General features: G+C 73.6%; 19 protein-coding genes. 5 read left to right on the top strand and 14 right to left on the bottom strand.

The window, feature by feature from the left end:
• Positions 1–6: 6 nt before the first annotated feature.
• Entirely contained in the window at positions 7–1200 is a 1194-nt protein-coding gene (gene aroC / locus C4U03_RS01150) for a chorismate synthase (protein ID WP_103935706.1), read from the bottom strand.
• Positions 1201–1352: 152 nt separating this feature from the next.
• Between aroC and C4U03_RS01145 the strand changes: the two genes are divergently transcribed.
• A complete protein-coding gene (locus tag C4U03_RS01145; RefSeq protein WP_103935705.1) occupies positions 1353–2405 on the top strand; it encodes an alpha/beta hydrolase in 1053 nt (350 codons plus the stop codon).
• Positions 2406–2509: 104 nt separating this feature from the next.
• Here the strand turns inward: C4U03_RS01145 and C4U03_RS01140 are convergent, their stop codons facing one another.
• The 9 genes from C4U03_RS01140 to C4U03_RS01100 form a co-directional block, all read right to left on the bottom strand.
• Positions 2510–3121, bottom strand: coding sequence for a prepilin peptidase (locus tag C4U03_RS01140; RefSeq protein ID WP_103935704.1), 612 nt, complete (start codon positions 3119–3121; stop codon positions 2510–2512).
• Between the two features lie 9 nt (positions 3122–3130).
• Entirely contained in the window at positions 3131–3835 is a 705-nt protein-coding gene (locus C4U03_RS01135) for an SseB family protein (RefSeq protein WP_103935703.1), read from the bottom strand.
• Between the two features lie 169 nt (positions 3836–4004).
• On the bottom strand, positions 4005–5111 hold the full coding sequence (bar, locus tag C4U03_RS01130; protein ID WP_103935702.1) for a barbiturase: 1107 nt from the start codon (positions 5109–5111) through the stop codon (positions 4005–4007).
• Between the two features lie 247 nt (positions 5112–5358).
• The gene (locus C4U03_RS01125) at positions 5359–6522 is read right to left on the bottom strand and encodes a pyridoxal phosphate-dependent aminotransferase (RefSeq protein WP_200826951.1); all 1164 of its coding nucleotides are present in this window, start codon (positions 6520–6522) and stop codon (positions 5359–5361) included.
• Positions 6523–6598: 76 nt separating this feature from the next.
• Positions 6599–7174: a snapalysin family zinc-dependent metalloprotease gene (locus C4U03_RS01120; protein ID WP_103936255.1), complete on the bottom strand. Its 576-nt coding sequence runs from the start codon at positions 7172–7174 to the stop codon at positions 6599–6601.
• Between the two features lie 179 nt (positions 7175–7353).
• Positions 7354–7959, bottom strand: a complete 606-nt coding sequence (locus tag C4U03_RS01115; RefSeq protein ID WP_103935700.1) for a response regulator transcription factor — start codon at positions 7957–7959, stop codon at positions 7354–7356.
• A complete protein-coding gene (locus C4U03_RS01110; protein WP_103935699.1) occupies positions 7956–9167 on the bottom strand; it encodes a sensor histidine kinase in 1212 nt (403 codons plus the stop codon). Before C4U03_RS01110 ends, C4U03_RS01115 begins: the two co-directional genes overlap by 4 nt.
• 92 nt (positions 9168–9259) lie before the next feature.
• A complete protein-coding gene (locus C4U03_RS01105; RefSeq protein ID WP_103935698.1) occupies positions 9260–10105 on the bottom strand; it encodes an ABC transporter permease in 846 nt (281 codons plus the stop codon).
• Positions 10102–11058 (bottom strand): ABC transporter ATP-binding protein, encoded by a 957-nt coding sequence (locus tag C4U03_RS01100; RefSeq protein ID WP_103935697.1) that lies wholly within the window; start codon positions 11056–11058, stop codon positions 10102–10104. The genes C4U03_RS01105 and C4U03_RS01100 overlap by 4 nt, the downstream gene beginning before the upstream one ends.
• 108 nt (positions 11059–11166) lie before the next feature.
• On the opposite strand from C4U03_RS01100, the gene C4U03_RS01095 reads away from it, so the two are divergent.
• The gene (locus C4U03_RS01095) at positions 11167–11958 is read left to right on the top strand and encodes a carbon-nitrogen hydrolase family protein (protein ID WP_103935696.1); all 792 of its coding nucleotides are present in this window, start codon (positions 11167–11169) and stop codon (positions 11956–11958) included.
• 41 nt (positions 11959–11999) lie between these two features.
• On the opposite strand, the gene C4U03_RS01090 is transcribed toward C4U03_RS01095, so the two are convergent.
• From C4U03_RS01090 to C4U03_RS01080, 3 genes are all read right to left on the bottom strand, one after another.
• The gene (locus C4U03_RS01090; protein ID WP_160146881.1) at positions 12000–13184 is read right to left on the bottom strand and encodes a winged helix DNA-binding domain-containing protein; all 1185 of its coding nucleotides are present in this window, start codon (positions 13182–13184) and stop codon (positions 12000–12002) included.
• Positions 13185–13284: 100 nt separating this feature from the next.
• Complete coding sequence (locus C4U03_RS01085) at positions 13285–15159, bottom strand: hydantoinase B/oxoprolinase family protein (RefSeq protein ID WP_103935694.1); 1875 nt, start codon at positions 15157–15159, stop codon at positions 13285–13287.
• A complete protein-coding gene (locus C4U03_RS01080; protein ID WP_103935693.1) occupies positions 15156–17303 on the bottom strand; it encodes a hydantoinase/oxoprolinase family protein in 2148 nt (715 codons plus the stop codon). The genes C4U03_RS01085 and C4U03_RS01080 overlap by 4 nt, the downstream gene beginning before the upstream one ends.
• A 150-nt stretch (positions 17304–17453) precedes the next feature.
• Between C4U03_RS01080 and C4U03_RS01075 the strand changes: the two genes are divergently transcribed.
• From C4U03_RS01075 to C4U03_RS01065, 3 genes are read left to right on the top strand one after another with little or no spacing between them, the layout of a single operon-like run.
• Positions 17454–17828, top strand: coding sequence for an FKBP-type peptidyl-prolyl cis-trans isomerase (locus C4U03_RS01075; RefSeq protein WP_103935692.1), 375 nt, complete (start codon positions 17454–17456; stop codon positions 17826–17828).
• Between the two features lie 31 nt (positions 17829–17859).
• Positions 17860–18834 carry an ABC transporter ATP-binding protein gene (locus C4U03_RS01070; protein WP_103935691.1) on the top strand — a complete coding sequence of 325 codons (975 nt, stop codon included), beginning with the start codon at positions 17860–17862 and terminating at the stop codon, positions 18832–18834.
• Positions 18831–19658 (top strand): ABC transporter permease subunit, encoded by an 828-nt coding sequence (locus C4U03_RS01065; RefSeq protein WP_146087228.1) that lies wholly within the window; start codon positions 18831–18833, stop codon positions 19656–19658. The genes C4U03_RS01070 and C4U03_RS01065 overlap by 4 nt, the downstream gene beginning before the upstream one ends.
• Positions 19659–19738: 80 nt before the next feature.
• On the opposite strand, the gene C4U03_RS01060 is transcribed toward C4U03_RS01065, so the two are convergent.
• The gene (locus C4U03_RS01060) at positions 19739–22264 is read right to left on the bottom strand and encodes an ATP-dependent Clp protease ATP-binding subunit (protein WP_103935690.1); all 2526 of its coding nucleotides are present in this window, start codon (positions 22262–22264) and stop codon (positions 19739–19741) included.
• Between the last annotated feature and the right edge of the window lie 242 nt (positions 22265–22506).

Here is a 22506-nt window from a genome sequence, read left to right as displayed (position 1 = left end):
GTGCCCCTACTTGATGGTCAGCGAGGACAGGTAGCCCTGCGCGTTGCGCGCGGTCTCCTCGACCGAGTCACCGCCGAACTTCTCCAGCACCGCGTCGGCCAGCACCAGCGCCACCATCGCCTCGGCGACCACCCCGGCGGCGGGCACCGCGGTCACGTCGCTGCGCTGGTTGATGGCCTTGGCGGGCTCCCCGGTGGCGACGTCCACGGTGTCCAGCGCGCGCGGCACGGTGGAGATCGGTTTCATCGCGGCACGCACCCGCAGCACGTCACCGGTGGTCATGCCGCCCTCGACGCCGCCGGCCCGGTTGGTGCGGCGGCGCAGGCCGCCGGCGCCGCCCTCGATCTCGTCGTGGGCCTTGGAGCCGGGGCGGCGGGCGGTCTCGAAGCCGTCGCCGACCTCCACGCCCTTGATGGCCTGGATGCCCATCAGCGCGCCGGCCAGCCGGGAGTCGAGCCTGCGGTCCCAGTGCACATGGCTGCCCAGGCCCGGCGGCAGCCCGTAGGCCAGCACCTCCACGACCCCGCCGATGGTGTCACCGGCCTTGCGCAGCTCGTCGATGTGGGCCACCATCTCGGCGCTGGTCTCGGCGTCGAAGCAGCGGACCGGGTCCTCGTCGATGGCCGGCAGGTCGGCCGGGGCCGGCTGCAGCCCGGCGGGGGCCGACACCTCGCCCAGGCCCACCACGTGGCTGAGCACCTCCACGCCCAACGACTGCCGCAGGAACGCCTTGGCGACCTCGCCGAGCGCCACCCGTGCGGCGGTCTCGCGGGCGCTGGCCCGCTCCAGCACGGGGCGGGCATCACCGAACCCGTACTTCTGCATGCCCGCCAGGTCGGCGTGCCCGGGGCGCGGCCGGGTCAGCGGCGCGTTCCTCCCTCCCGGCCCCCGGCCCTGCTCGGCCAGCACCTGCGGATCCACCGGGTCGGCGGACATCACCGTCTCCCACTTGGGCCACTCGGTGTTGCCGACCTCGACGGCCACCGGGCCGCCCTGGGTGCGGCCGTGCCGGATCCCCCCGACGATCGTGACCTGGTCCTGCTCGAACTTCATCCGGGCGCCCCGCCCATGGCCCAGACGGCGGCGGCGGAGTGCCTCGGCGATGTCGCCCGAGGTCACCCGCACGCCTGCCGGCAGCCCCTCGACGATCGCGACGAGGGCCGGGCCATGGGACTCCCCCGCAGTCAACCAGCGCAGCATGCAAGCGATCCTATTGAGTCCGCGCCCGTGGCCGTGCGCCGGTCCGCCCGTTGAGCCATGCCGGGTCGCCCGCCGGGGCACTCGCCGGGCCGTTCGCGGGCCCGCCCGCCAGCGGTTAACGTCGAGGTGATCTCGACGATTGGGAGGGCTTGATGCTGCCCTGGTCCGCCGACCTGTCCGGCCGCCTCGACCGGCACGTGTTCACCAGCGAGCTGCTGCGCGGCAACCCGCTGGGCGATCCGCACGAGCGCCCACTGTGGGTGTACGTCCCGCCGGGGTATGAGGACGAGCCGGACCGCCGGTATCCCAGCATCTACGTGATCCAGGGCTACACCGGGCACATCGAGATGTGGTCGAACCGGACGGCGTTCCGGCGCCCGTTCCCCGAGACGGCCGACGCGGTGTTCGCCGAGGGGCAGGCTCCCCCGGCCATCGTGGTGTACGTGGACGCCTGGACCGCCTACGGAGGCAGCCAGTTCGTCGACTCCCCGGGCACCGGGCGCTACCACTCCTACCTGTGCGAGGAGCTCGTGCCGTGGGTGGACGCGCACTACCGGACGCTGGCCGACCGCGACCACCGGGCCATCAGCGGCAAGTCCAGCGGCGGGTTCGGCGCGATGATCACGCCGATGCTGCGGCCGGACCTGTTCGGCGCGCTGGCCACCCATGCGGGGGACGCGCTGTACGAGTACGGCTACATCCCCGAGTTCCCCAAGGCGGTACGGCACCTGCGCGGCTACGACGGCGACATCTTCCGCTGGTGGGACGACTTCCGCGGGCGCACCGCCTTCACCAGGCAGGAGGACCAGGACCTGCTGATGCTGCTGGGCGTGTCGGCCTGCTTCTCGGCCCGCGACGACGGCACTCCCGAGCTGCCGTTCGACCCGCGCACCGGCGTGCTGCGCCAGGAGGTCTGGCAGCGCTGGCTGGACCTGGACCCGGTGCGGATGGTCCCGCGCCACGCCGAGGCCGTCCGGTCGCTGCGCGCGGTGTGGATCGACGGCGGCACCCGCGACGAGTGGTACCTGGACGTGGGCGCCCAGGCGTTCCGGCAGGCCCTCGCGGACGCGGGCGTACCGGACGAGGTGATCCACTTCGAGCTGTTCGACGCCGGCCACGGGATGATCGACTACCGCTACCCGCAGGCCCTGGCCTGGCTCTGCCACCGCATCGCCCCGCCCGAGGAGGGTGCCCGGCCGCACTGAGCCGGGTCGGCCCACCGGACGGCGGGCCTGGCAGGCCGGGCGGGTGCGCCGGCGGGCGGCCCGCTCCGGCAGTGCGCGCAGGCCTCCGCCGGTGGGCGTCGGGGTCAGCCGTTCCAGCCGGGGGCGTACAGCGTCACGGCGAACAGGGTGCCGGCGATCATGAACGGGCCGAAGGGGATCTGGGTGCGCGGCCCGGCGCGGCCGGTGAGCAGCAGCGCCAGCGCGTACAGGGCGCTGCTCACGTGGATGGCCAGGACGCCGGCGACGGCGGCGGCGGGGCCGAGCCAGCCCAGGTACAGGCCCAGGACCCCGGCCAGCTTGACGTCACCGAAACCGAGCTGGCCGGGGACGAGGAACCACTGCACCGCGTACAGCAGCCACAGGGCCGCCATGCCGATGAGGGCGTGCAGGTAGCGGGCGCCGCCGTCCTCGGTGAACGGCGCGGCCGCGCCGAGCAGCGCGGCGCCCACGGGGTAGGACGGCAGCGTCAGCGGGTCGGGCAGCCGTTTGATCGCCGCGTCGATGACCGCCAGCAGGACGGCCACAACGCCGAAATAGACGAACGCCGCCAGCTCCGGACGCGGCCCGAACCGCCAGCCCAGCAGGGTCACGACCGCCACGGCCAGCGCGGCGGTCAGGGCCGGGCGGCGGGCGACCGGCGCGAACCGCTCCCGGCCGCCGGGCGCCTGCGCCCCCGGGCCAGGGGCGGCGTCCATACCGTCACCTCACCCGAGCGCACCGCGGCTGACGATCAGCTCGACCCCGCCGACGATCCGGCCGCGCAGCAGCTCGGCGAGCCGGTCACTGGCCCGCCCGATGACGGCCCGCTCGTCGTGGCCGGGCGCGATCGCGCAGCGGACGGCCAGCTCGGCGGACTCGCCCCGGCCGACCCGCACTCCGCGGATCCCCGGCTCGCCGCCGAACGCGGCGTCGACGGCGGCCAGCACCTCGGGGTCCTCGTGCGGCGGCGGGACGGGCCGGCCCTCGGCCAGCAGGTGCAGCCGCAGCCCGTCCACCGCGAACGGCACCGGCCCGGCCACGTCGACGACCAGGGCGTGCGCGCCCTGGTCCAGGGCGGACCGGCACGCGTCCCGGGTGAGCGCGGGCACCGGGCGGGCGTCGGAGCGCCACCGCCGCATGGCCTCCATCGAGGTGAAGCCCAGGAAGCCGCGCCGCCCGTCCTCGCCGATGAGGGTGGGCGTGGCCATCTCGCTATGCTTCTCGCGGCGCAGCTCGCCGGGGGCGACCTGCTCCTCCTCGGTGAGGATGGCGACCACCGGGATCAGCAGGCGGACGCCGGAGAGCCGCTCCAGCACGGCGTGCTCGCCCAGCCGCCCGGCGGCGTATCCGGCGAGCGCATCCCGCAGCGCGGGGTCGGCGCTGCCGTCGTCGTTGGGGAACTGAGGTTGGATCAGGGACGGTCCGGCCACGTCTGAGAGCGTATACGGGATTGCTGACCACGGAGGGTCGTTGCCCTCACACTCTCCGTCTGGTAACGGCCCCTCCCTCCCCACTCCCGGGGAGGAACGGGCCGGGCGACCCCAGCACAGCGGGGGTCGCCCGGCCCTGCTTCGGCAGCCGTTCCCGGGGGAACGGGGCTCAACCGAGGTCGGCGATGGCGGCCACGGTGCCGCCCCCGGACGGGCCCTGGTGGACGGCGGCGACCGAGACGAACACGGCCGGGTCCGCGGTGACGCTGGCCGCCACGCCGCCCACGCACGCCTTGATCTGGCGGTGCCAGTGGACGTCGGAGTCGTCCAGCATGATGTTGCGCCGGCCGCGCACCGAGCCGCTGGGGTCGGCCTCGCACTTGACGAACACGTTGACCAGCCGCCCGTCCAGGTCGTCGGGGTGCGGCCGGTCGGGCAGGTCCAGGCCGGCCGAGCGGATCGCCGCCCAGATGCCGTCGGCGTCCAGGGCGTCCCTCATCACCGAGTGCCCGATGCGGTAGCGGCCGCCGATGCCGCGCACGTTGCCGACCACGACGATCTGGGCGCGGTCCAGCTCCACCCCGGACGAGCAGGAGGCCACCGAGGAGTACAGCGACAGGTCGCGGTGGATCCGCCCGGCGTCCGGCATCTCGATCTCGCCCAGCGCCACGGCGATGCCGAGCGCGGTGGTGGAGTTGGAGATGTCCATGGACTTGAGGGTGTCCTCGGTGACGACGTCCCGGCCGCGGCCCTTGGCCTCGTTGATGGTGTCCAGGGTGAGCAGCGGGGTCTTGGTCTGCACGTAGTGGACGTCGGCGGCGTCCTCGATGCCGGCGATCTTCATGGCCGCGCCGACCCCGGCGGCCACCTTCTCCACCATGGCGGGGCGGCCGATGTCCTCGGGCCGGATCACCTCGCTCATCGCCACGCCCACCGACACCCGCGGCTCGTCGGTGGTCGGGACCGTGGCCGGGTCCACGGAGGCGAAGATCGTGGCGTGCGGGCTGAGCACCCCGTCGGTGCCGCCGGACCACACCAGCGGCACCTCGGCGACCTCTTCGGCCGTACGGGTGCCCTTGGCCAGCAGTACCTCGCGGAAGGCCCGGTCGGCCAGGATCCGGGTGTAGTCGTTGACGCCCCCGTTGCCCTCGGTCTTGCCGACGACGGCCAGCACCCGGTCGGCCTCGATCACGCCGTCGTCGATCAGCCGGGCCAGCCCGGAGGCGTCGGTCACGCTCTCGATGGGCACCTTGCGCACTTCGATCGGATCGGGCACTGGCTCACTCCTCCTCGAAGATCGTCCCGGCCCTGCCGCGAGCCGCGCCGGCGCTGCCGCCCAGCGCGGTGATCACCGCTCGCCCGCCGGCATCCAGGGGTCCTCACCAGGCGAAACTAACTTCCGCCGGGTGGTGCCCTCATGGGCGAAATCCGCCTAAGGAGCGCCGCTCTTTCGGCAGTTTGCGCCTGGGGCGCCGCCCGTGCTCACCCGCCCGTGCCCGCAGCCGGTGCCTGCACGCCGGTGCTCAGCGCAGCTCGGCCAGGCGCTCGACCGCCTCGTCGATGACGTGGTCCCGCTTGCAGAACGCGAACCGCAGGAAGTGCGCCCCGGCCGCCGCGTGGTCGTAGAACACCTGGCTGGGCACAGCCACCACCCCGGCCCGCTCCGGCAGCGCCCGGGCCAGCTCCATGCCGTCGGTGAAGCCGAGCGGCCGGATGTCGGCCTGCACGAAATAGGTGCCCTGCGGCCGGTAGGCAGTGAACCCGGCCGCCTCCAGCCCGGCGACTAGCCGGTCCCGCTTGGCCTCCAGCGACTTGCGCAGGCCCTGCACCCAGCCCAGCTCGTGGCCGAGGGCGTAGGCGACCGCCCGCTGATACGGCGCCGACGCGGTGTAGGTGAGGAACTGCTTGACGGTCTGCACGGCCCGCACGTACGGGGCGGGCGCGGTGATCCAGCCGACCTTCCAGCCGGTGGCCGAGAACGTCTTGCCCGCCGACGAGATCGCCACCGTCCGTTCCCGCATGCCCTCCAGCGACGCCAGCGGCACGTGCCCGGCGCCGTCGAACGTCAGGTACTCGTACACCTCGTCGGTGACGGCGGTCAGGTCGTGCTCGCGGCAGACGTCGGCGATGACCTCCAGCTCCGCCCGGGTGAAGACGGTGCCCACCGGGTTGTGCGGCGAGTTCACCAGGATCAGCCGGGTACGGGGGCCGACGGCGGCGCGCAGCTCGCCGGGGTCGAAGGTGAACCGGCCACCCTCGGGGCGCAGCGTGACGGGCCGCCGCACCGCCCCGGCCAGCGCGATCATCGCTGCGTACGAGTCGTAATACGGCTCGAACACCACGACCTCGTCGCCGGGCCCGGCCAGCGCCAGGATCGCGGCGGCGATCGCCTCGGTCGCCCCGACGGTGACCAACACCTCGCCGTCGGGGTCGTAGCCGAGCCCGTACCGTTCGACCCGCTGCCGCGCGACCGCCTCCCGCAGCTCGGGGACGCCGGGCCCGGGCGGGTACTGGTTGTCGCCGGCGCGGATGGCCGCCACCGCCCGTTCCAGCATCGCCTCCGGCCCGGGGCTGTCGGGGAAGCCCTGGCCGAGGTTGATGGCACCGGTGCGCACCGCCAGGGCGGTCATCTCCGCGAAGATCGTGGTACCGAAGCCCTGCATACGGGACACGAGAGGATCGCTCACGCCCGCCAGCCTAAGGCCGCTGGTGTCCGTCGTCCCCGTGGCGCGGGGACGACGGACACCAGCGTGTCAGGGCGCGTCAGGGCGCGTCGACAAGGATCCGGCCGGCGCCGGCCGGGGCGGCGACGGCCGCCGAGGCGTAGTTGCTCTCCACGGCGGCCCGTTCCGAGGCGTTGGGCAGGGCGTTGGTGCAGGACACGCCGCCGGTGGAGCCGGACATCAGCGACGAGCACGGACCGGGCTTGCGGTCGGGCAGGCCGAGGCTGTGGCCCATCTCGTGGGAGGCGATCCGGGTCGTGTTGTAGCCCTCGGCGACGGCCTGACGGCCGAACCACACGGTGACCTGGCCGCCGGGGCGGACCGGGCCGAGGGTGGCGCGCGGCCAGCCGTTGTCGGCGATGACCCGGATCTCGGCGCGCCGCCCGGCGGGGGCCTTGACCAGGCGGACGTTCTGGACGCTGGAGTTCCAGGCGGCGGCTCCGGCAGCCACGGCGCTCTTGAACTCCGCCGCCTGGGAGTCGTCGTAGTAGAGGGTGGTGGTGGCGAGGAGGCGCTGGGGCGCGGCCGGGGCGGCGTGGGCGGCCGGGGCGAGGGACGTCGAGAGCGCGAGCGCGCCGGCTCCGACCAGGATGCGGGCGGCCGTGCGGGACGGCATGGCGGACGGCCTGCGGTGCAGCATGGCGGGGGGCCTTCCTGTCTGGGCCTGGGGTGGGGCCTGGCTGGATAGGACGGTGCTGCATGACCCGGGTCAGATCGGCCTGAGCGTACGTTCGCCGATCACGCCGCAACAAGTGGCGTCATATGCCGTAAAACCCACTTGTCATATGGCAGATGTCAGATCCAGCCCATCTCGTCGGCGGTGCGGACGGCCGACAGGCGGTTGGCAGCGCCGAGCTTGGTCATCGCGCTGGACAGGTAGTTGCGGACGGTGCCCTGCGACAGGTTCAGGGACTCGGCGATGCCGGCGGCCTCCAAGCCCCGGCCGACCAGGCGGAGGATCTCGCGTTCCCGGTCGGTGAGGGGGTTGTCGCCGGCGGCCATGGCGGTGGCGGCCAGTTCGGCGTCCAGGTAGCGGCCGCCGGCGTGGACCTTGCGGACGGCCGCGGCCAGGTCCTCGGCCGGAGCGTCCTTGGCGACGAAGCCGCGCACCCCGGCGGCCATCGCCCGGCGCAGGTAGCCGGGGCGGCCCAGGCTGGTCAGGATGCACACCGCGCAGCGGGCGCCGCTCTCGCGCAGCCGCTCGGCGACGGTCAGGCCGTCGGCGCCGGGCATGTCGATGTCCAGCACGGCCACGTCCGGGTCGTGCTCGCGCACGGCGTCCAGGACCTGGTCGCCGCGGCCGACCTCGGCGACCACCGCAAGGTCGGGCTGCAGGCCGAGCAGGGCGGCGACGGCACCGCGGATCAGGTGCTCGTCGTCGGCCAGCAGGATCCGGATCACGCCACGCTCCGCAGCGGCTCGCCACCGGACACCGGCTCCGGCAGCGGGACGGCGGCGCGCAGCAGGAAGCGGCCGTGGCCGGTGTGCTCGGCGGTCAGGCCGCCCCCGACGGCGGCCAGCCGCTCGGTCAGCCCGGTCAACCCGGTGCCGTGGCCGGCGGCGGCCGGGCGGGCGCCGTCGTTGACCATCTCCAGCACCACCGATCCGTCGTAGCGGGCGAGCGTGATGTCGCAGCGCCGCGCGTCGCTGTGCTTGAGGACGTTGGTGGCGCCCTCCCGGACCACCCAGGCGAGCACCCCGCCGATCTCGGGGGGCAGCCCGCCCGGGTCCTGCGGCACGGTGCAGCGCACCCCGGCGGCCTCCAGCACGGCGCGGATGCTGGCCAGCTCGGCGTCCAACTCGACCACCCGGTAGCCGCGCACCGCCGCACGGACCTCGCGCAGCGCGTCCCGGGCGGCCTGCCGCACGTCGGCCATCTCCGCCCGGGCGCGGTCGGGATCGGTCGGGGTCATCCGGATGGCCAGCTCGCTCTTGACGGCGATCAGCGACAGGTTGTGGCCGAGCAGGTCGTGCAGGTCGCGAGCGAACCGCAGCCGTTCCTCGGTGACGGCCAGCCGGGCCTGGGCCTCGCGGGCGGCGTGCGCCTCCTGCATCACGTCCCACAGCCACTTCTGCGCCATGTTGGCCGCCACCATCACTCCGGACACCAGGCTGAGCAGGACGAACATCGTCGGCCACATGTACCAGTGGGCCCTGTCACCGGCGGCCACCACCGTGTAGGAGGCCAGCACGGCACCGGTACCGGCGCAGATGGCGGCGATGCGGCGCAGGCCGGGCAGGCACAGCGCCGCCACCGACGCCCAGAACGGGCCGAGCAGGACCCACAGCGGGTGCTTGCCGACCACGGCGCTCAGCGCGGCCGCCAGCACGGCGCTGAGCACGAGCTCTCCGACCGGGGCCCGGCCCTGCATCCCGGCCCGCACCAGCCGCATGTACATCACCGTGAAGGCCATCAGACCGGCCACCAGCAGCAGCGCCAGCGGCAGTCCGATCTCACCGTCGGCGTACAGGTCGCTGAGGCTCAGGCCGAGGCCCATCCCGATGCCCCCGCCCGCCACCAGGAAGGTGCCCTCGGTGAGCCGGCGGGCCTTGTCGAACCGCCGGGCCGCGCGCTCGGCGATGTCGGCCGAGGTGCCGGTGCCTATCACTGCGACCTCCTGATCGTGCTCAGGGTAGCGGGGACGGGCGACCGCGGTATCCGGGCCGCTCGTCCCGCGCCGGACGCTCCCGAGGGGCGGCGTCAGCCACGACGGGGCTCCCAGCGGAAGTAACGCCGGGCCAGCCAGGCGCCCACCACGATCCACGCGGCCAGGGTCAGCAGGGCGGGCACGCAGGCCGTCCAGGTCTCCACGAGCCCCAGCGCGCCGTGGTCGCCGTCGACGGTGAAGTCGCGGCCGAGGTAGGCGGTGCGGGCGATCTCCACGGCCGGGGTCAGCGGCATCACCTGGGCGACCGCCCGGACGCCGACGGGCGCCTCCTCCAGGGGGAACATGAAGCCCGAGCCGAGCATGCTCACCAGCAGCACCGGTATCACGGTGAGCTGGGCCATCTCCACGGTCGGGGTGACCCCGGACAGGGCCATGGCCAGCAGCGCGAACACGACCGCGCCCAGCAGCATGCCCAGCAGCATCAGCACCGGGTCGGCGGGGAGCCCGCCGTCCAGCGCGGTGGCGATGATGACCACGATGACGGCCGACTGCGCCAAGTACAGCGCGGTCGCGCCGAGCACGCTGCCGCCCAGCGCCTCTGCGTCCGACAGCGGCCCGCTGCGCAGCCGCTTGAGGGTCAGTTCCTCGCGGCGGGCGGTGAAGACGCTGACCAGGTTCATGAAGACGGCCGGCAGCAGGAAGAAGGCCAGGTCACCGGTGCCGGTGTAGAGCACCGCGGGCACCCCGGCGCTCTGGTGGCCGTTGCCGTCGGACACCAGCAGCATCACGGCGAAGAACGCGGGCAGGCCCACGACGCCGAACAGCGCGGTGCGGTTGCGCCACAGCAGCGTCATGTCCAGCCGCGCCAGGCGCAGCAGCCGGCGCGGGTCCACGGGCCTGGCGGCCGGCGCGTCCGGCCGGGTCCGGGTGAGGGTCATCGGTGCGCCTCCTCCACGGCCGGGTGCCCGGCGACCCGCAGGAACACGTCCTCCAGGGACGCGCTGCGGGCCTCCAGCCCGGCCAGTTCCAGCCGCCTGTCGTCGGCCCAGTCCAGCAGTTCCCGCAGCGCCCGCTGCACGCCCGGCCCGGTCGGGGGGCCGGTGAGGGTGTAGGTCGCCACCGGCCCTCCCCCGCCGGCCGACACCTGCGGTTCGGCTCCGTGCGGGCGGGGCAGCTCGGCCACGGCGGCCTGTGGGGGGATCCGGAAGCTGATCCGGTCGCCGTGCCCGGCCAGCACCTCGGCGACGGTGCCGGCCACCCGCACCGTGCCCTGGTGCATGATCGCCAACCGGTCGGCGAGCTGCTCGGCCTCCTCCAGGTAGTGGGTGGTCAGCAGCACGGTGGTGCCGTCGGCGACCAGGCCGCGCACGGTGTGCCAGGTGGTGCGGCGGGCCTCGGGGTCCATGCCGGTGGTGGGCTCGTCCAGGAAGAGCACCCGGGGGCGGGCCACGATCGCCAGCGCCAGGTCCAGCCTGCGCTTCTGCCCGCCCGAAAGCTGCCGCGCCCGCACGTCCGCCCGGTCGGCCAGCACGACCTGCTCCAGCACCTCGTCGCGGGGACGGGCGCCGGGAACGATGTCGCGCCACAGGTCCACGGTCTCGGCCACGGTCAGGTCGGGGAACAGCCCGCCCTCCTGGAGCATGATGCCCACGTGGGACCGCACGGCCCGGCGTTCGCGGTGCGGGTCGCGGCCCAGCACGCGGACGGTCCCGGCCGAGGCGGGCCGGAAGCCCTCGACGGTCTCCATCGTCGTGGTCTTGCCGGCGCCGTTGGTGCCCAGCAGCGCGAACAGCTCGCCCTCTCGGACCTCGAAGGAGATCCCGCGCACGGCCTCGAAGTCGCCGTACCGCTGGTGCAGGCCGGCGACCTCGACGATCTTGTCCTTTGCCATGTCCCCATGGTCGTCGCGGCCGGTCCGGCCGGGTAGTCGCCGCTGTCACCGCTTCGGGCCGCGGCTGTCAGGCCGGGCGCATGACAGCTGTCATGTCATGCTGGGGAGATGCGCGTGGCACTGTGTCAGATCCCGGTGGGCGACGATCCCGAGGAGAACCTGCAGGAGGTCCGCAAGGCCCTGGGGCGGGCCGAGGGCGCCGACCTGGCGGTGTTCCCGGAGGCGGTGCAGGTGCGGTTCGGCAACACGCTGGCCGACGTCGCCGAGCCGCTGGACGGGCCCTTCGTCGGTGAGCTGCGGCGACTGGCGCGCGAGCACGGCACGGCGCTGGTCTCCGGCGTGTTCGAGCCGGCCGGGGACGGGCGGGTGTACAACACGGCGGTGGCGATCGACGCCGCCGGCGGCCTGGCCGGGACGTACCGCAAGATCCATTTGTTCGACGCGTTCGGGGACCACGAGTCCGAGCGGGTCGCGCCCGGCGACCGGCCGGTGGTGGTGGAGCTGGCCGGCACCCGGATCGGCCTGGTCACCTGCTACGACGTGCGGTTCCCCGAGCTGGCGCGGGCGCTGGTGGACCAGGGCGCCGAGGTGCTGGTGGTCATCGCGGCGTGGGCGCAGGGGGTGTTCAAGGAGGAGCACTGGACCACGCTGGTGCGGGCCCGCGCGATCGAGAACACCACCTGGGTGGTCGCCGTCGACAAGGCCCCCGACCGCACCCCGCCGCCCAAGGGCAACCCCGGCGGGGTGGGCCGCAGCATGCTCGTCGACCCGATGGGCACGGTGCTGGCCGACCTGGGCCCGTTCCCGTCCGTGCAGGTAACGGAGCTCGACCCCGAGGTGACCGGACGGGTCCGCCGCTTCCTGCCGTCCCTGGCGCACCGCCGCCCCGACGTGCTGTGAACGGCGGAGCGGGCTCCTGAGGCCGTCCCGCGAGGGGCGGGTCAGGAGCGCAGCGAGATCGGTGACAGAAAGGTGTTGCGCGGGCCGTCCGACAGCGGGCCGGGTACGTGAGCGCGTACCACCTTCAGCTCCGTGCCGATGGCCTGGCCGAGGGCGGCGGCCTGGGCGGCGACGTCGTCCCAGGGCAGCTCCTCGTCGAACGGCGCCACGGTGAGGGTGCCCCCGTCGGCGTCCAGCTCCCACACCCCGGCGGCCATGCCGTCGCGGACGACCACCGAGGTGGCGTTGCCGATCTTGTCGTAGACGCGGGGATAGTCCTCCTCGCGGACCTGGCGGGCACGGCCCGCGGGCTTGGTGGCGTACCCCATGAAGTACGAGTCCCAGACGGGCAGCAGCCGCACTCCGCGCCCGTCGCCGGGGGACGTGGCGGTGAGCGCGTCGAGCTCGTCGGTGAGCGCCCAGGCGTCCGTCCCGTCCAGGGACACCGGCGTGGCCTCCTCACCGAGGGCCGCCAGCGCGGGCAGGGTGTCGCGCTTGGTCCAGCCCGTCCACCACTTGAGGTCCTCGGCGGTGGCGGGACCATAGGCGCGCAGGTAGCGGCGGGCCACCTCGGCACGGGCGGCGGCCGGGTCCATGTCCTCGACCGGGGCGCCGAGCCAGTCGGTCCAGCGGGCGTACGGGTACAGGTCGCTGCGCCAGGTGCCGCGCGCCCGGGTGCGCACGATCCGGCCGTGGCGGCCCAGCAGCGCCACCGTCATCTGCAGGGCGTTCCTGTTGCCCGGCAGGTCCCCGCCGAGCGCCTCGCGGATCTCCTTGACGGTCATCGGCGGACATCCCTCCAGCGCCGCCTCGATCCGGTCGGCGAGGGCCAGCGTCTGCACCTCGGTCATCTCGGCGTACTTGGCGACCCGCTTGAGGGTCTTGTCGCGCGCCTCCCCCGTGCAGGCGAACAGCGCGGGCAGCAACGCCAGCGGCTCGATGTAGGCCATCCCCCGCATGGCGCGCAGCCGGACGACGCTGCGCTCGGTGTACAGCTCATGGTCAAGGTCGGCGACCTGGAACCCGGGGATCCGCGCGGCGCACGACAGGTAGCAGGTCGGCGCGGTGCCATAGACGCCGCCGGTGGCGTCCACGGCGGCCGGCACCGACTTCAGGCCGTCCCCGGCCAGCCCCTGTTTGCGGAGCACATGCGCCCGCGCCTGCCCGACGGACACCGGCAGCGACATCGGAAACCTCCTGCACGCCTCGACTGCCCCGATCATCGCCTATCCGCAGGGCGGATGATCCAGCAATACACGATGGAGCGGAACGTCTCCGCCGCCCGGCTCACAAGGCGTCGAGTTCAGCGGACGTACGGCCGCCGGCCAGCAGCGGGTAGCCGGGTCCGCGGTCGAAGAAGGGGGCGGGGCCGCGTTCGTGAGCCATGCGGCGGCGTAGCTCGCTGGTGGCGGTCTCGTCGACCCGGATCTCGTCGAACGCGCCGTCCCCGGCACCATCCCCGGCACCATCCCCGGCACCATCCCCGGTGCCGTCCCCGGTCAGGACGACGCCGTAGTCGTCGCGGGCCCCTTCGACGGAGACCTTGCCGTCACGGACGTCGCGGGCGACGGCGAGCGGGTCGCGGCGCAGCGGGTCGCCCCAGCCGCCGCCTCCGGTGGTGCGGATCCGGATGACCTGGCCGGCCCGCACGGGCTCGTCGTCGACCAGGCCCTCCATCGGGCGGCCGTCGATGTCCACCTGGAACGGGCGCCCGGCCCGGCCGCCGTTGACCCCCCAGCACGACAGGATGGAACGGTCGGCGATCGACATGAAACAGGCGTCGCGCAGCATCCGGATGTGCTTGTCGTAGCCCAGGCCGCCGCGCCGCTCCCCCGGCCCGCCGGAGTCGACCGCCAGGCCGAGCCGCTCCACGACGAACGGCCAGCGGGACTCGGCGAACTCCACCGGGATATTGCGCGAGTCGGGCACGACGTGGATGGTGTCCTCGCCGTCGGCGTAGTACCGGCCGCCCGAGCCGCCGCCCAGCACCTCGCGCATCAGGTACGGGGCGCCCGACCCGTCCTGCCCGTACACGCCGGTGTAGCGGATGGTCTCCTGGTCGGCGGGCATCCGGCCGCCGGTGGCCTTGGCCAGCACCCCGGCCAGCACCCCCAGCAACCGCAGGATCACGAACGTGCGGGCGTTGGTGGGGGCCGGGAAGATCGGGGTGAGCAGTGTTCCCTTGTCCGGGAAGCGCATCTCGATCAGCGGCACCACGCCCTCGTTGACGTCCAGCTCGGCCATCCGCTCGGGGGTGTCGGCCAGGTTCCGCAGGACGGGGGCCAGCCACTTCTTCAGGAACACCCCGTCGGCGTAGTCGCCGGCGTGGTTGATCGGCCCCTTGGCCTGCGGGGAGGTGCCGGTGAAGTCGATGACGATCTTCTCGGGGGTCTTGGTGAGGGTGATCCGCTGGGTGTGCAGGCGCGGCGGGTCCACCCCGTCGTGCTCGGCGTAGTCCTCCCAGGCGTAGGTCCCGTCGGGGATCCTGGCCAGGATCTCCCGGCGGAAGGTCTCGGTGGTGCGGTCGATGATGGCGTCGAAGCACGCCTCGACCTGCGCGCGGCCATACCGGTCGAACAGCTCGGCCAGCCGCCGGGCGCCCATCAGGCAGGCCGAGCACTCGGCGTCCAGGTCGCCGGCCAGCGAGTCGGGCATCCGCGAGTTGCGGGTCATGATCCGCAACGCCGCCTCGTTGGGCACGCCCTGGTCCCACAGCCTGATCGGGGGGACCATCAAGCCCTCCTCGAAGGCGCTGCGGGCGTGGCTGGGCATCGAGCCCGGCACCGCGCCGCCGATGTCGTCGTGGTGGCCGAACGCCTGCACGAACGCCACCACCTCGTCGTCGTGGAAGACCGGCACGGTGACGCACAGGTCGGGCAGGTGGCCGATGCCGCCCTCGGACAGGTAGACGTCGTTGTGGAAGAACACGTCGCCGGGCCGCATGGTCGCGATCGGGAAGTCCCGCACGATCGGGTGCACCAGCGCCGAGTACGAGCGGCCGGTGAGCTTGCGCAGCCTGCGGTCGTGCAGGCCGGCCCGGAAGTCGTGCGCGTCGCGGATCATCGGCGAGCGGGCGGTCCGCGCGATGGCGGTCTCCACCTCCCGCTCCACGGACGCCAGCGTCCCCTCCACGATCTCCAGGACGATCGGATCCGCCTTCACGAACGGGTCACCTCCACATTGCCGTAGGAGTCCACGCGGGCCCGGAAGCCGGGATGCAGCGGCAGGGTCGAGCCGAACTCCTCGATGACGGCGGGCCCCTGCAGCACGTCCCCGGGAAGCAGGCGGTCCCGCCGGTAGATCGGGGTATCGGTCCACTCGTCGAAGTAGATCCTCCGGGTGCCGGTACGGGCCCGGGCGGGATCGCCGTTGCCGGGCGGGCGCTCCTTCAGCTCGGGCCGGACGATCGGGCCGACGCCGGAGACCCGCAGGTTGACCCACTCGACGGGATGGCGTCCGCCCTCGTCGCGGTAGCAGTAGCCGTACAGGGCCTCGTGGGCGTCATGGAAGCGGCCGACGACCGCGGCGCGGAAGTCCTCGTCCACCGGGCCGTCCGGCGCCGCGACCCGCACCTCGTAGGCCTGCCCGTAGTAGCGCAGGTCGGCGGTGCGCAGATAGCGGTGGCGTTCGGCGGGGAAGCCCTCACGGTGCAGGGCGTCGGCGGCCTGGCGCTCCAGGTCGGCGAAGGTCCCGGCCAAGGCGGTCAGGTCGAGCTCGGCGTCGCGGGACACGCGGGTGCGCACGTAGTCGTTCCTGACGTCCACGGTGAGCAGCCCGAACGCCGATAGGTTGCCGGGGTTCTCGGGGATGATCGCGGCGGGCAGCCCGAGCACGTCGACCAGCCGGCAGGCCAGCAGCGGCCCGGACCCGCCGAAGGCCACCAGCGGGTAGTCGCGCACGTCCAGCCCGCGCTTGACGGTGATCTGCCGGATGGCGTTGGCCTGGTTCCAGGCGCTGATCTCCAGGATCCCGGCCGCGCACCGCTCCGGGTCCAGCCCCAGCTCGTCGCCGAGGCCGGCCAGCCCCTTGTGCGCCGCCTCGACGTCCAGCGGGATCCGGCCGCCCAGCAGGTGCGGCGGGATACGGCCGAGGAACGCGTGCGCGTCGGTGACCGTGGGGGCGCCGTCGGCGCCTGGCATCGTGGGGGGACGCCCCCCCACGCCCCCCGAGCGGCGCGCGGCGTCCCTTGCTTCGCTGCGGGCACCGCGCTTGCCGTAGCACAGCGGCCCGGGGTCGGCGCCCGCCGAGGCCGGGCCGACCTTGAGCGTCCCGCCCGGCGACAGGTGGGCCAGCGAGCCGCCGCCCGCGCCGACCGTGACGACGTCGACCATGGGGATCTTGGACGGGTAGCGGCCCACCGAGCCCTCGGTGGTCAGCGTCGGCTCACCGTCCAGCACCACCGCCACGTCGGTGGACGTGCCGCCGCCGTCCAGGGTGATCACCGAGCGGTGCCCGCCGGTGCCGGCCACCAGCGCGGCGCCCAGCGCCCCGGCGGCCGGGCCGGACAGCACGGTGGTGATCGGCTGGTGCACCACCTCCTCGGCCGACAGCACGCCCCCGTTGCTCTTCATCACGTGGAACGGCGGCGCGCCCAGCGCCTGCAGACGGCGGGCGATCCGGTCGATGTAGCGCGTCATCGTGGGCTTGACGGCGGCGTCCACCAGGGTGGTCACCGACCGCTCGTACTCGCGGTACTCGCGCAGCACCTCGCACGACAGCGACACCACCGCCTCCGGGTGCTCGCGCCGCAGCACCTCGCGCATCGCCAGCTCGTGCCGCGGGTCGGCGTAGGAGTGCAGGAAGCACACCCCGATCGAGGTGATGCCCCGGTCGCGGAACCAGCGGGCGGCGGCCACCGCCCCGGCCTCGTCGAACGGGCGGATCTCGGCGCCGGTGTAGTCGAGCCGGCCGCCCACGGTGCGCACCCGGTGCACCGGAACGATCCGGGGCGGCTTGACCCAGAAGTAGGAGTTGCCGTAGCCGTCCGGCACGCTCTGCCGGGCGATCTCCAGGACGAACTCGAAGCCCTCGGTGGTGATGAAGCCGAGGTCGCCGATCCGGTCCTCCAGCAGCTGGTTGGTGGCCACGGTGGTGCCGTGCGCGAGCGCGGCCACGTCCCGGCCGTCGGCCCCCAGCAGGTCCAGCGCCGCGGCGACGGCGGTCATGAAGCCCTCGGCCGGGTCGGCGGGGGTGGAGGGCGTCTTGGTGCCGACGACCCGCCCGCTGCCGGTGTCGAGGGCGACCACGTCGGTGAACGTGCCCCCGGTGTCGATCCCGATCCGTATTCGCCCTCGCACGTCCCGCATGAGGCCACATCTATCGTCGCAGGGCCGCCGGGGTAACCGTCGAGACTTGCCAACGCACGACCGCGGGTTTCGGGATCACGGCGCCGGTGCCGATAGGCTGGGCCGCGGCCGAAGACCGACCACCACCCATGAAGCCTGGAGCCTGCAGCGATGGCGCTTGAGCGACCCGAGATCGACTTCCCCGAGGGGACCCCGCCGGACTACCTCGACATCACCGACATCGTCGTCGGCGACGGGCCGGAGGCCACCAAGGGCTCCAACGTCTCGGTGCACTACCTGGGCGTGGCCTTCTCCACCGGCGAGGAGTTCGACGCCTCCTGGAACCGCGGCGAGCCGTTCGAGTTCCCGCTGGGCGCCGGCCGGGTCATCAAGGGCTGGGACATGGGCGTGGCCGGGATGCGGGTCGGCGGCCGGCGCAAGCTGGTGATCCCGCCGCACCTGGCGTACGGCAACCGCGGCGCGGGCGGGGCCATCGGGCCCGGCGAGACGCTGATCTTCGTGGTGGACCTGCTGGCGGTGAACTGACCGCCGGGCGCGGTGGCCGGAGGGACACGACATGATCGAGGCACGCGGGCTGACCAAGCGTTTCGGCGACAAGGTCGCCGTCGACCACGCCGACTTCACGGTGCGGCCCAACACGGTGACCGGATTCCTGGGCCCGAACGGGGCCGGCAAGTCGACCACGATGCGGATGATTCTCGGGCTCGACCGGCCCACCGCCGGCGACGTGACCGTCAACGGCAGGCACTACCGCGACCTGCCCGCACCGCTGCGGGAGGTCGGGGCGCTGCTGGAGGCCAGGGCGGTGCACGGCGGCCGGAGCGCCTACCACCACCTGTGGTGCCTGGCGCAGAGCAACGGCCTCCCGCGCCGCCGGGTCGACGAAGTACTCGGCCTGGTGGGGCTGGACTCGGTGGCCGGCAAGCCGACCCGGGGCTTCTCGCTGGGCATGAGCCAGCGGCTGGGCATCGCCGCCGCGCTGCTGGGCGACCCCGGGGTGCTGATGTTCGACGAGCCGGTCAACGGCCTGGACCCCGAGGGCATCGTGTGGGTCCGCCGGCTCATGCGGCAGCTGGCCGCCGAGGGCCGCACCGTGTTCGTCTCCAGCCACCTGATGAGCGAGATGGCGCTGACCGCCGACCATCTGGTGGTGATCGGCCGGGGCCGGATCCTGGCCGACACCGGGATGCGGGAGTTCATCGACGCCAACGCCACCAGCCACGTGCGGGTGCGCTCGCCGCACCTGGACCGGCTCGGCCCACTGCTGGCCGAGCGGGGCTGGCGGGTGGAGGACGACTCCGACGGCGCCGTGCGGGTGTACGGGGCCACCGCCGACCAGGTGGGCGACACGGCCGGCGAGGCCGGCCTGTGGCTGCACGAGCTGGCCGGGGTGCAGCCGTCCCTGGAGGACGCGTTCATGCAGCTGACCGGAGAGTCGGTGGAGTACCAGGCGGGCGTGCCCGGGGCGCGGGACGGCCAGGCCGCCGACGCGGCCACGGTGGCGATGACGCAGCCGGGAGGGAAGGCATGACCACCACCGCACAGGAGCCGAGCGCCGCGCCCGCCGGGCCGGCGGCCAAGGCCGGGTTCGGCCGGGTGCTGGCCTCGGAGTGGACGAAGATCCGCACGGTCCGGTCCACGTTCTGGACGCTGCTGGCGGGCGTCGTGGTGTCCGTCGGGCTGTCGGTGCTGATCTCGCTGGCCTTCGTCTCCTCCTACGACCAGCTTCCCGAGCAGGACAAGGCGACCTTCGACACGGCGTCCTTCAGCCTGGTCGGACTGAACTTCGGCATGGTGGCCTTCGGGGTGCTGGGCGTCCTGGTGGTCACCGGGGAGTACGCCACCGGCATGATCCGCACCTCACTGATCGCGGTGCCCCGCCGCACCCAGTACCTGGCCGCCAAGGCCCTGGTGCTGGCGGCGCTGGTGCTGGTGGTCGGGCTGGTGGTGTCGTTCGCCTCGTTCTTCCTGGCCCAGCTCGTCTACGCGACCAAGAACCTGGACGGCTCGCTCGGCGACCCCGGGGTGCTGCGCGCGGTGATCGGCGGCGCGGTCTACCTGACGCTGATCGCGCTGATCTCGCTGGCCGTCGGGATGCTGCTGCGGCACACCGCCGGCGCGGTGACGACCGTGCTGGGCGCGCTGTTCGTACTGCCGATCATCGGGTCGTTCCTGCCCGGCGACTGGGGCGACACCGTCGCCAAGCTGCTGCCGTCCAACGCCGGCGGAATGCTGATGACGGCCCGCGACATGCCCGACGCGCTGTCGCCCGTGGCGGGCGGCGCGGTGTTCGCGCTGTACACCGCGATCGTGCTGGCCGCCGCGTTCGTCTCCTTCCAGCGTCGGGACGCCTGAGGCACGGCCCGTCCACTCCCGGCGGCGGCCCCAGGCCTCCCCGCCGGGAGGATCCCGGCGGTGCCCGCCCCGGCGGCGGCTCACCGCCGGCCCGCGGCGGCGGTCTGCCTGCCGGCGGTCACCTCGAAGTCGATGGCGTCGCCGCGGACGCCGGCCAGCACGTGCTGTCCGGGCCGCAGCCGCCCGTCCAGCAGCATGCTCGACAGCCGGTTGTCCAGCTCGCGCTGGATGGTGCGGCGCAGCGGCCGGGCGCCGTACTCCGGCTGGTATCCCCGGTGGGCCAGCCAGTCGACCGCCTCCCGGGTGAACTCGATGGTGACGCCCTGGGCGTGCACCCGGCGGCGGGTCTCCTCCAGCAGCAGCTCGGTGATCTGGCACAGCTGCTCCAGCTCCAGCCTGCGGAACACGATGATCTCGTCGATCCGGTTGAGGAACTCCGGCCGGAACGCCTCGCGCAGCCGCCCCATCACCCGGTCGCGCAGCGAGGCGTCGACGCCGTCGGCGGCGGTGAACCCCAGGGTCGTCGAGGCGCCGATCACGTCCGAGCCCAGGTTGCTGGTCATGATCACCACGGTGTTACGGAAGTCGACCGTGCGGCCCTGGGCGTCGGTGAGCCGGCCGTCGTCCAGCAGCTGCAGCAGCACGTTGAACACGTCGTGGTGGGCCTTCTCGATCTCGTCCAGCAGCAGCACCGAGTAGGGGCGGCGGCGCACCGACTCGGTGAGCTGGCCGGCCTCCTCATAGCCGATGTAGCCGGGCGGGGCCCCCGTCAGCCGGCTTACGGTGTGCCGTTCCTGGAACTCGCTCATGTCGAGGCGGACCATGCGGTCCTCGCTGCCGAACAGCGCCTCGGCCAGCGTCCGGGCCAGCTCGGTCTTGCCCACCCCGGTCGGCCCCAGGAACAGGAAGCTGCCGATGGGCCGGTCGGGATCGCCCATCCCGGCGCGGGCGCGGCGCACCGCCTCGGCGACCGCCGCCACCGCCTCGTCCTGCCCGATCACCCGGCGGTGCAGGTGCTCCTCCAGTTGCAGCAGGCGGTCGCGCTCCTCTCGGGTGAGCTGGGCCACCGGGATGCCGCTGATCCGGGACACCACCTCGGCGATGTCCTCGACGGTCACCTCGGGCACCGCCGTGCCGCCGCCGGCGTGCGGGTCCTGGTCCCTGCGTCGTTCCAGCTCGGCCAATTCGTCGCGCAGCGCCCTGGCGTGCTCGTAGTTCTCCTCGGCGACGGCCTGGTCCTTCTCGCGGTGCACCTGGTCGATGCGCCGCTCCAGCTCGCGGGCCTCCTGGCCGGGTGTCCTGGTGCGCAGCCGCACCCGCGCGCCGGCCTGGTCGATCAGGTCGATGGCCTTGTCGGGCAGGAACCGGTCGGTGAGGTAGCGGCTGGACAGCTCCACCGCGGCCACCAGCGCCTCGTCCCGGAAGCGCACCTGGTGGTGGGCCTCGTAGCGGTCGCCCAGCCCGCGCAGGATCTCGATGGTGTCCTCCGTGGAGGGCTCGGGCACCATGATCGGCTGGAACCTGCGCTCCAGCGCGGCGTCCTTCTCGATGTTCCTGCGGTACTCGTCGATGGTGGTGGCGCCGATGACGTGCAGCTCGCCGCGCGCCAGCGCGGGCTTGAGCATGTTGCCGGCGCTCATCGCCCCCTCCGCGCCGCCGACGGTCACCACGGTGTGGATCTCGTCGATGAACACCAGCAGCCGGTCGGAGTGGCCGCGGATCTCCTCGATCAGCTTGTTCAGCCGTTCCTCGAAGTCGCCCCGGTAGCGGGTGCCGGCCACCACCGCGGCCAGGTCGAGCTGGACCAGCCGCTTGCCGAACAGCAGCTCGGGCACGTCGCCGTCGGCGACGCGCTGGGCGAGGCCCTCCACGACCGCGGTCTTGCCGACGCCGGGGTCGCCGATCAGTACCGGGTTGTTCTTGGTCCGCCGCGACAGCACCTCGATGGTCTGGGCGATCTCGTCGTCACGGCCGATCACCGGGTCGATGCGGCCCTCGCGGGCCAGCTCGGTCAGGTCGCGCGCGTACTCGTCCAGTGTCGGGGTGTCGGTGGCCGGGCGCGGCGCGGCCGCCGCGGCGGGACGGGTGCCCATCGCCGCCTCCTGCAGCGCCTCAGGGGTGACGTGCGCCTCGCGCAGCATCCGCCCGGCCGGGGAGTCGGGGTTGACGGCCAGCGCGAGCAGCACGTGTTCGGGGCCGATGTAGGACGAGCCGACGGCGCGGGAGATCTGGTAAGCGTCCAGCAGCGCCCGTTTGGCCGACGGCGTCATCATCGGCGGGGTCTCCCGGGTGGGGCCGTGCCCGCTGTGGCTCTCGATCTGCCCGGCCAGGGCCTCGGGGTCGGCTCCCGCCCGGCTGAGCATGTGGCGGGTGGCGTCGTGGTGGGCCGCCGCCCACAGCAGATGGTCGGTGTCCAGGTCCGGGCTGCCCCACTCGGCCGCCCGCAGCGCCGCGTCCCGGATGAGCTCGCGGCCCGGTTCACTGATCAGCCTGGCCAGGTTGACGCGCTCCACCGGCCTTTTGGCGCCCCCCGCGCCGAAGAAGCGGGCGAGCAGTTCCTCGAAGGGATCCATCCCGCCGCCGGACCCATGCCAGCCCCCGACCATGACGTGACCTCCTCATACGAATCAGTTCCGTGAGCGGCCCCTACCCCGGCGGTTCCCCCGAAACCTCTCCTGCGGAACGCGCGCCGGGTCCGCGCAAGCGGGGGGAAGAGGAGCTCCGTACGGAAGGGTCCGGTCTCCGCAAAGTTTCGGCGCCACCCCATGGGGAAGCCCCAGTATTCATGCCCGGGGATCGCTTCCGCGTTTCGTGCGGTCCCGTGCCGCGGCGGGAACGGCCGCATGTC

Origin of the sequence: Thermomonospora echinospora (assembly GCF_900108175.1) — a bacterium.
GTDB lineage: Bacteria > Actinomycetota > Actinomycetes > Streptosporangiales > Streptosporangiaceae > Thermomonospora > Thermomonospora echinospora.
Note: the sequence above shows the minus strand (reverse complement) of the source record. Positions and strands in the feature narration are given on the sequence as shown.

Bases quoted from the DNA above. Each gene is read 5' to 3' on its own strand.
- C4U03_RS01080 (WP_103935693.1), bottom strand. From the start codon at position 17,303: ATGCGGGACGTGCGAGGGCGAATACGGATCGGGATCGACACCGGGGGC.
- C4U03_RS01100 (WP_103935697.1), bottom strand. From the start codon at position 11,058: ATGGCAAAGGACAAGATCGTCGAGGTCGCCGGCCTGCACCAGCGGTAC.
- C4U03_RS01095 (WP_103935696.1), top strand. From the start codon at position 11,167: ATGCGCGTGGCACTGTGTCAGATCCCGGTGGGCGACGATCCCGAGGAG.
- aroC (WP_103935706.1), bottom strand. From the start codon at position 1,200: ATGCTGCGCTGGTTGACTGCGGGGGAGTCCCATGGCCCGGCCCTCGTC.
- C4U03_RS01075 (WP_103935692.1), top strand. From the start codon at position 17,454: ATGGCGCTTGAGCGACCCGAGATCGACTTCCCCGAGGGGACCCCGCCG.
- C4U03_RS01060 (WP_103935690.1), bottom strand. From the start codon at position 22,264: ATGGTCGGGGGCTGGCATGGGTCCGGCGGCGGGATGGATCCCTTCGAG.
- C4U03_RS01140 (WP_103935704.1), bottom strand. From the start codon at position 3,121: ATGGACGCCGCCCCTGGCCCGGGGGCGCAGGCGCCCGGCGGCCGGGAG.
- C4U03_RS01145 (WP_103935705.1), top strand. From the start codon at position 1,353: ATGCTGCCCTGGTCCGCCGACCTGTCCGGCCGCCTCGACCGGCACGTG.
- C4U03_RS01070 (WP_103935691.1), top strand. From the start codon at position 17,860: ATGATCGAGGCACGCGGGCTGACCAAGCGTTTCGGCGACAAGGTCGCC.
- C4U03_RS01090 (WP_160146881.1), bottom strand. From the start codon at position 13,184: ATGTCGCTGCCGGTGTCCGTCGGGCAGGCGCGGGCGCATGTGCTCCGC.
- C4U03_RS01120 (WP_103936255.1), bottom strand. From the start codon at position 7,174: ATGCCGTCCCGCACGGCCGCCCGCATCCTGGTCGGAGCCGGCGCGCTC.
- C4U03_RS01105 (WP_103935698.1), bottom strand. From the start codon at position 10,105: ATGACCCTCACCCGGACCCGGCCGGACGCGCCGGCCGCCAGGCCCGTG.
- C4U03_RS01065 (WP_146087228.1), top strand. From the start codon at position 18,831: ATGACCACCACCGCACAGGAGCCGAGCGCCGCGCCCGCCGGGCCGGCG.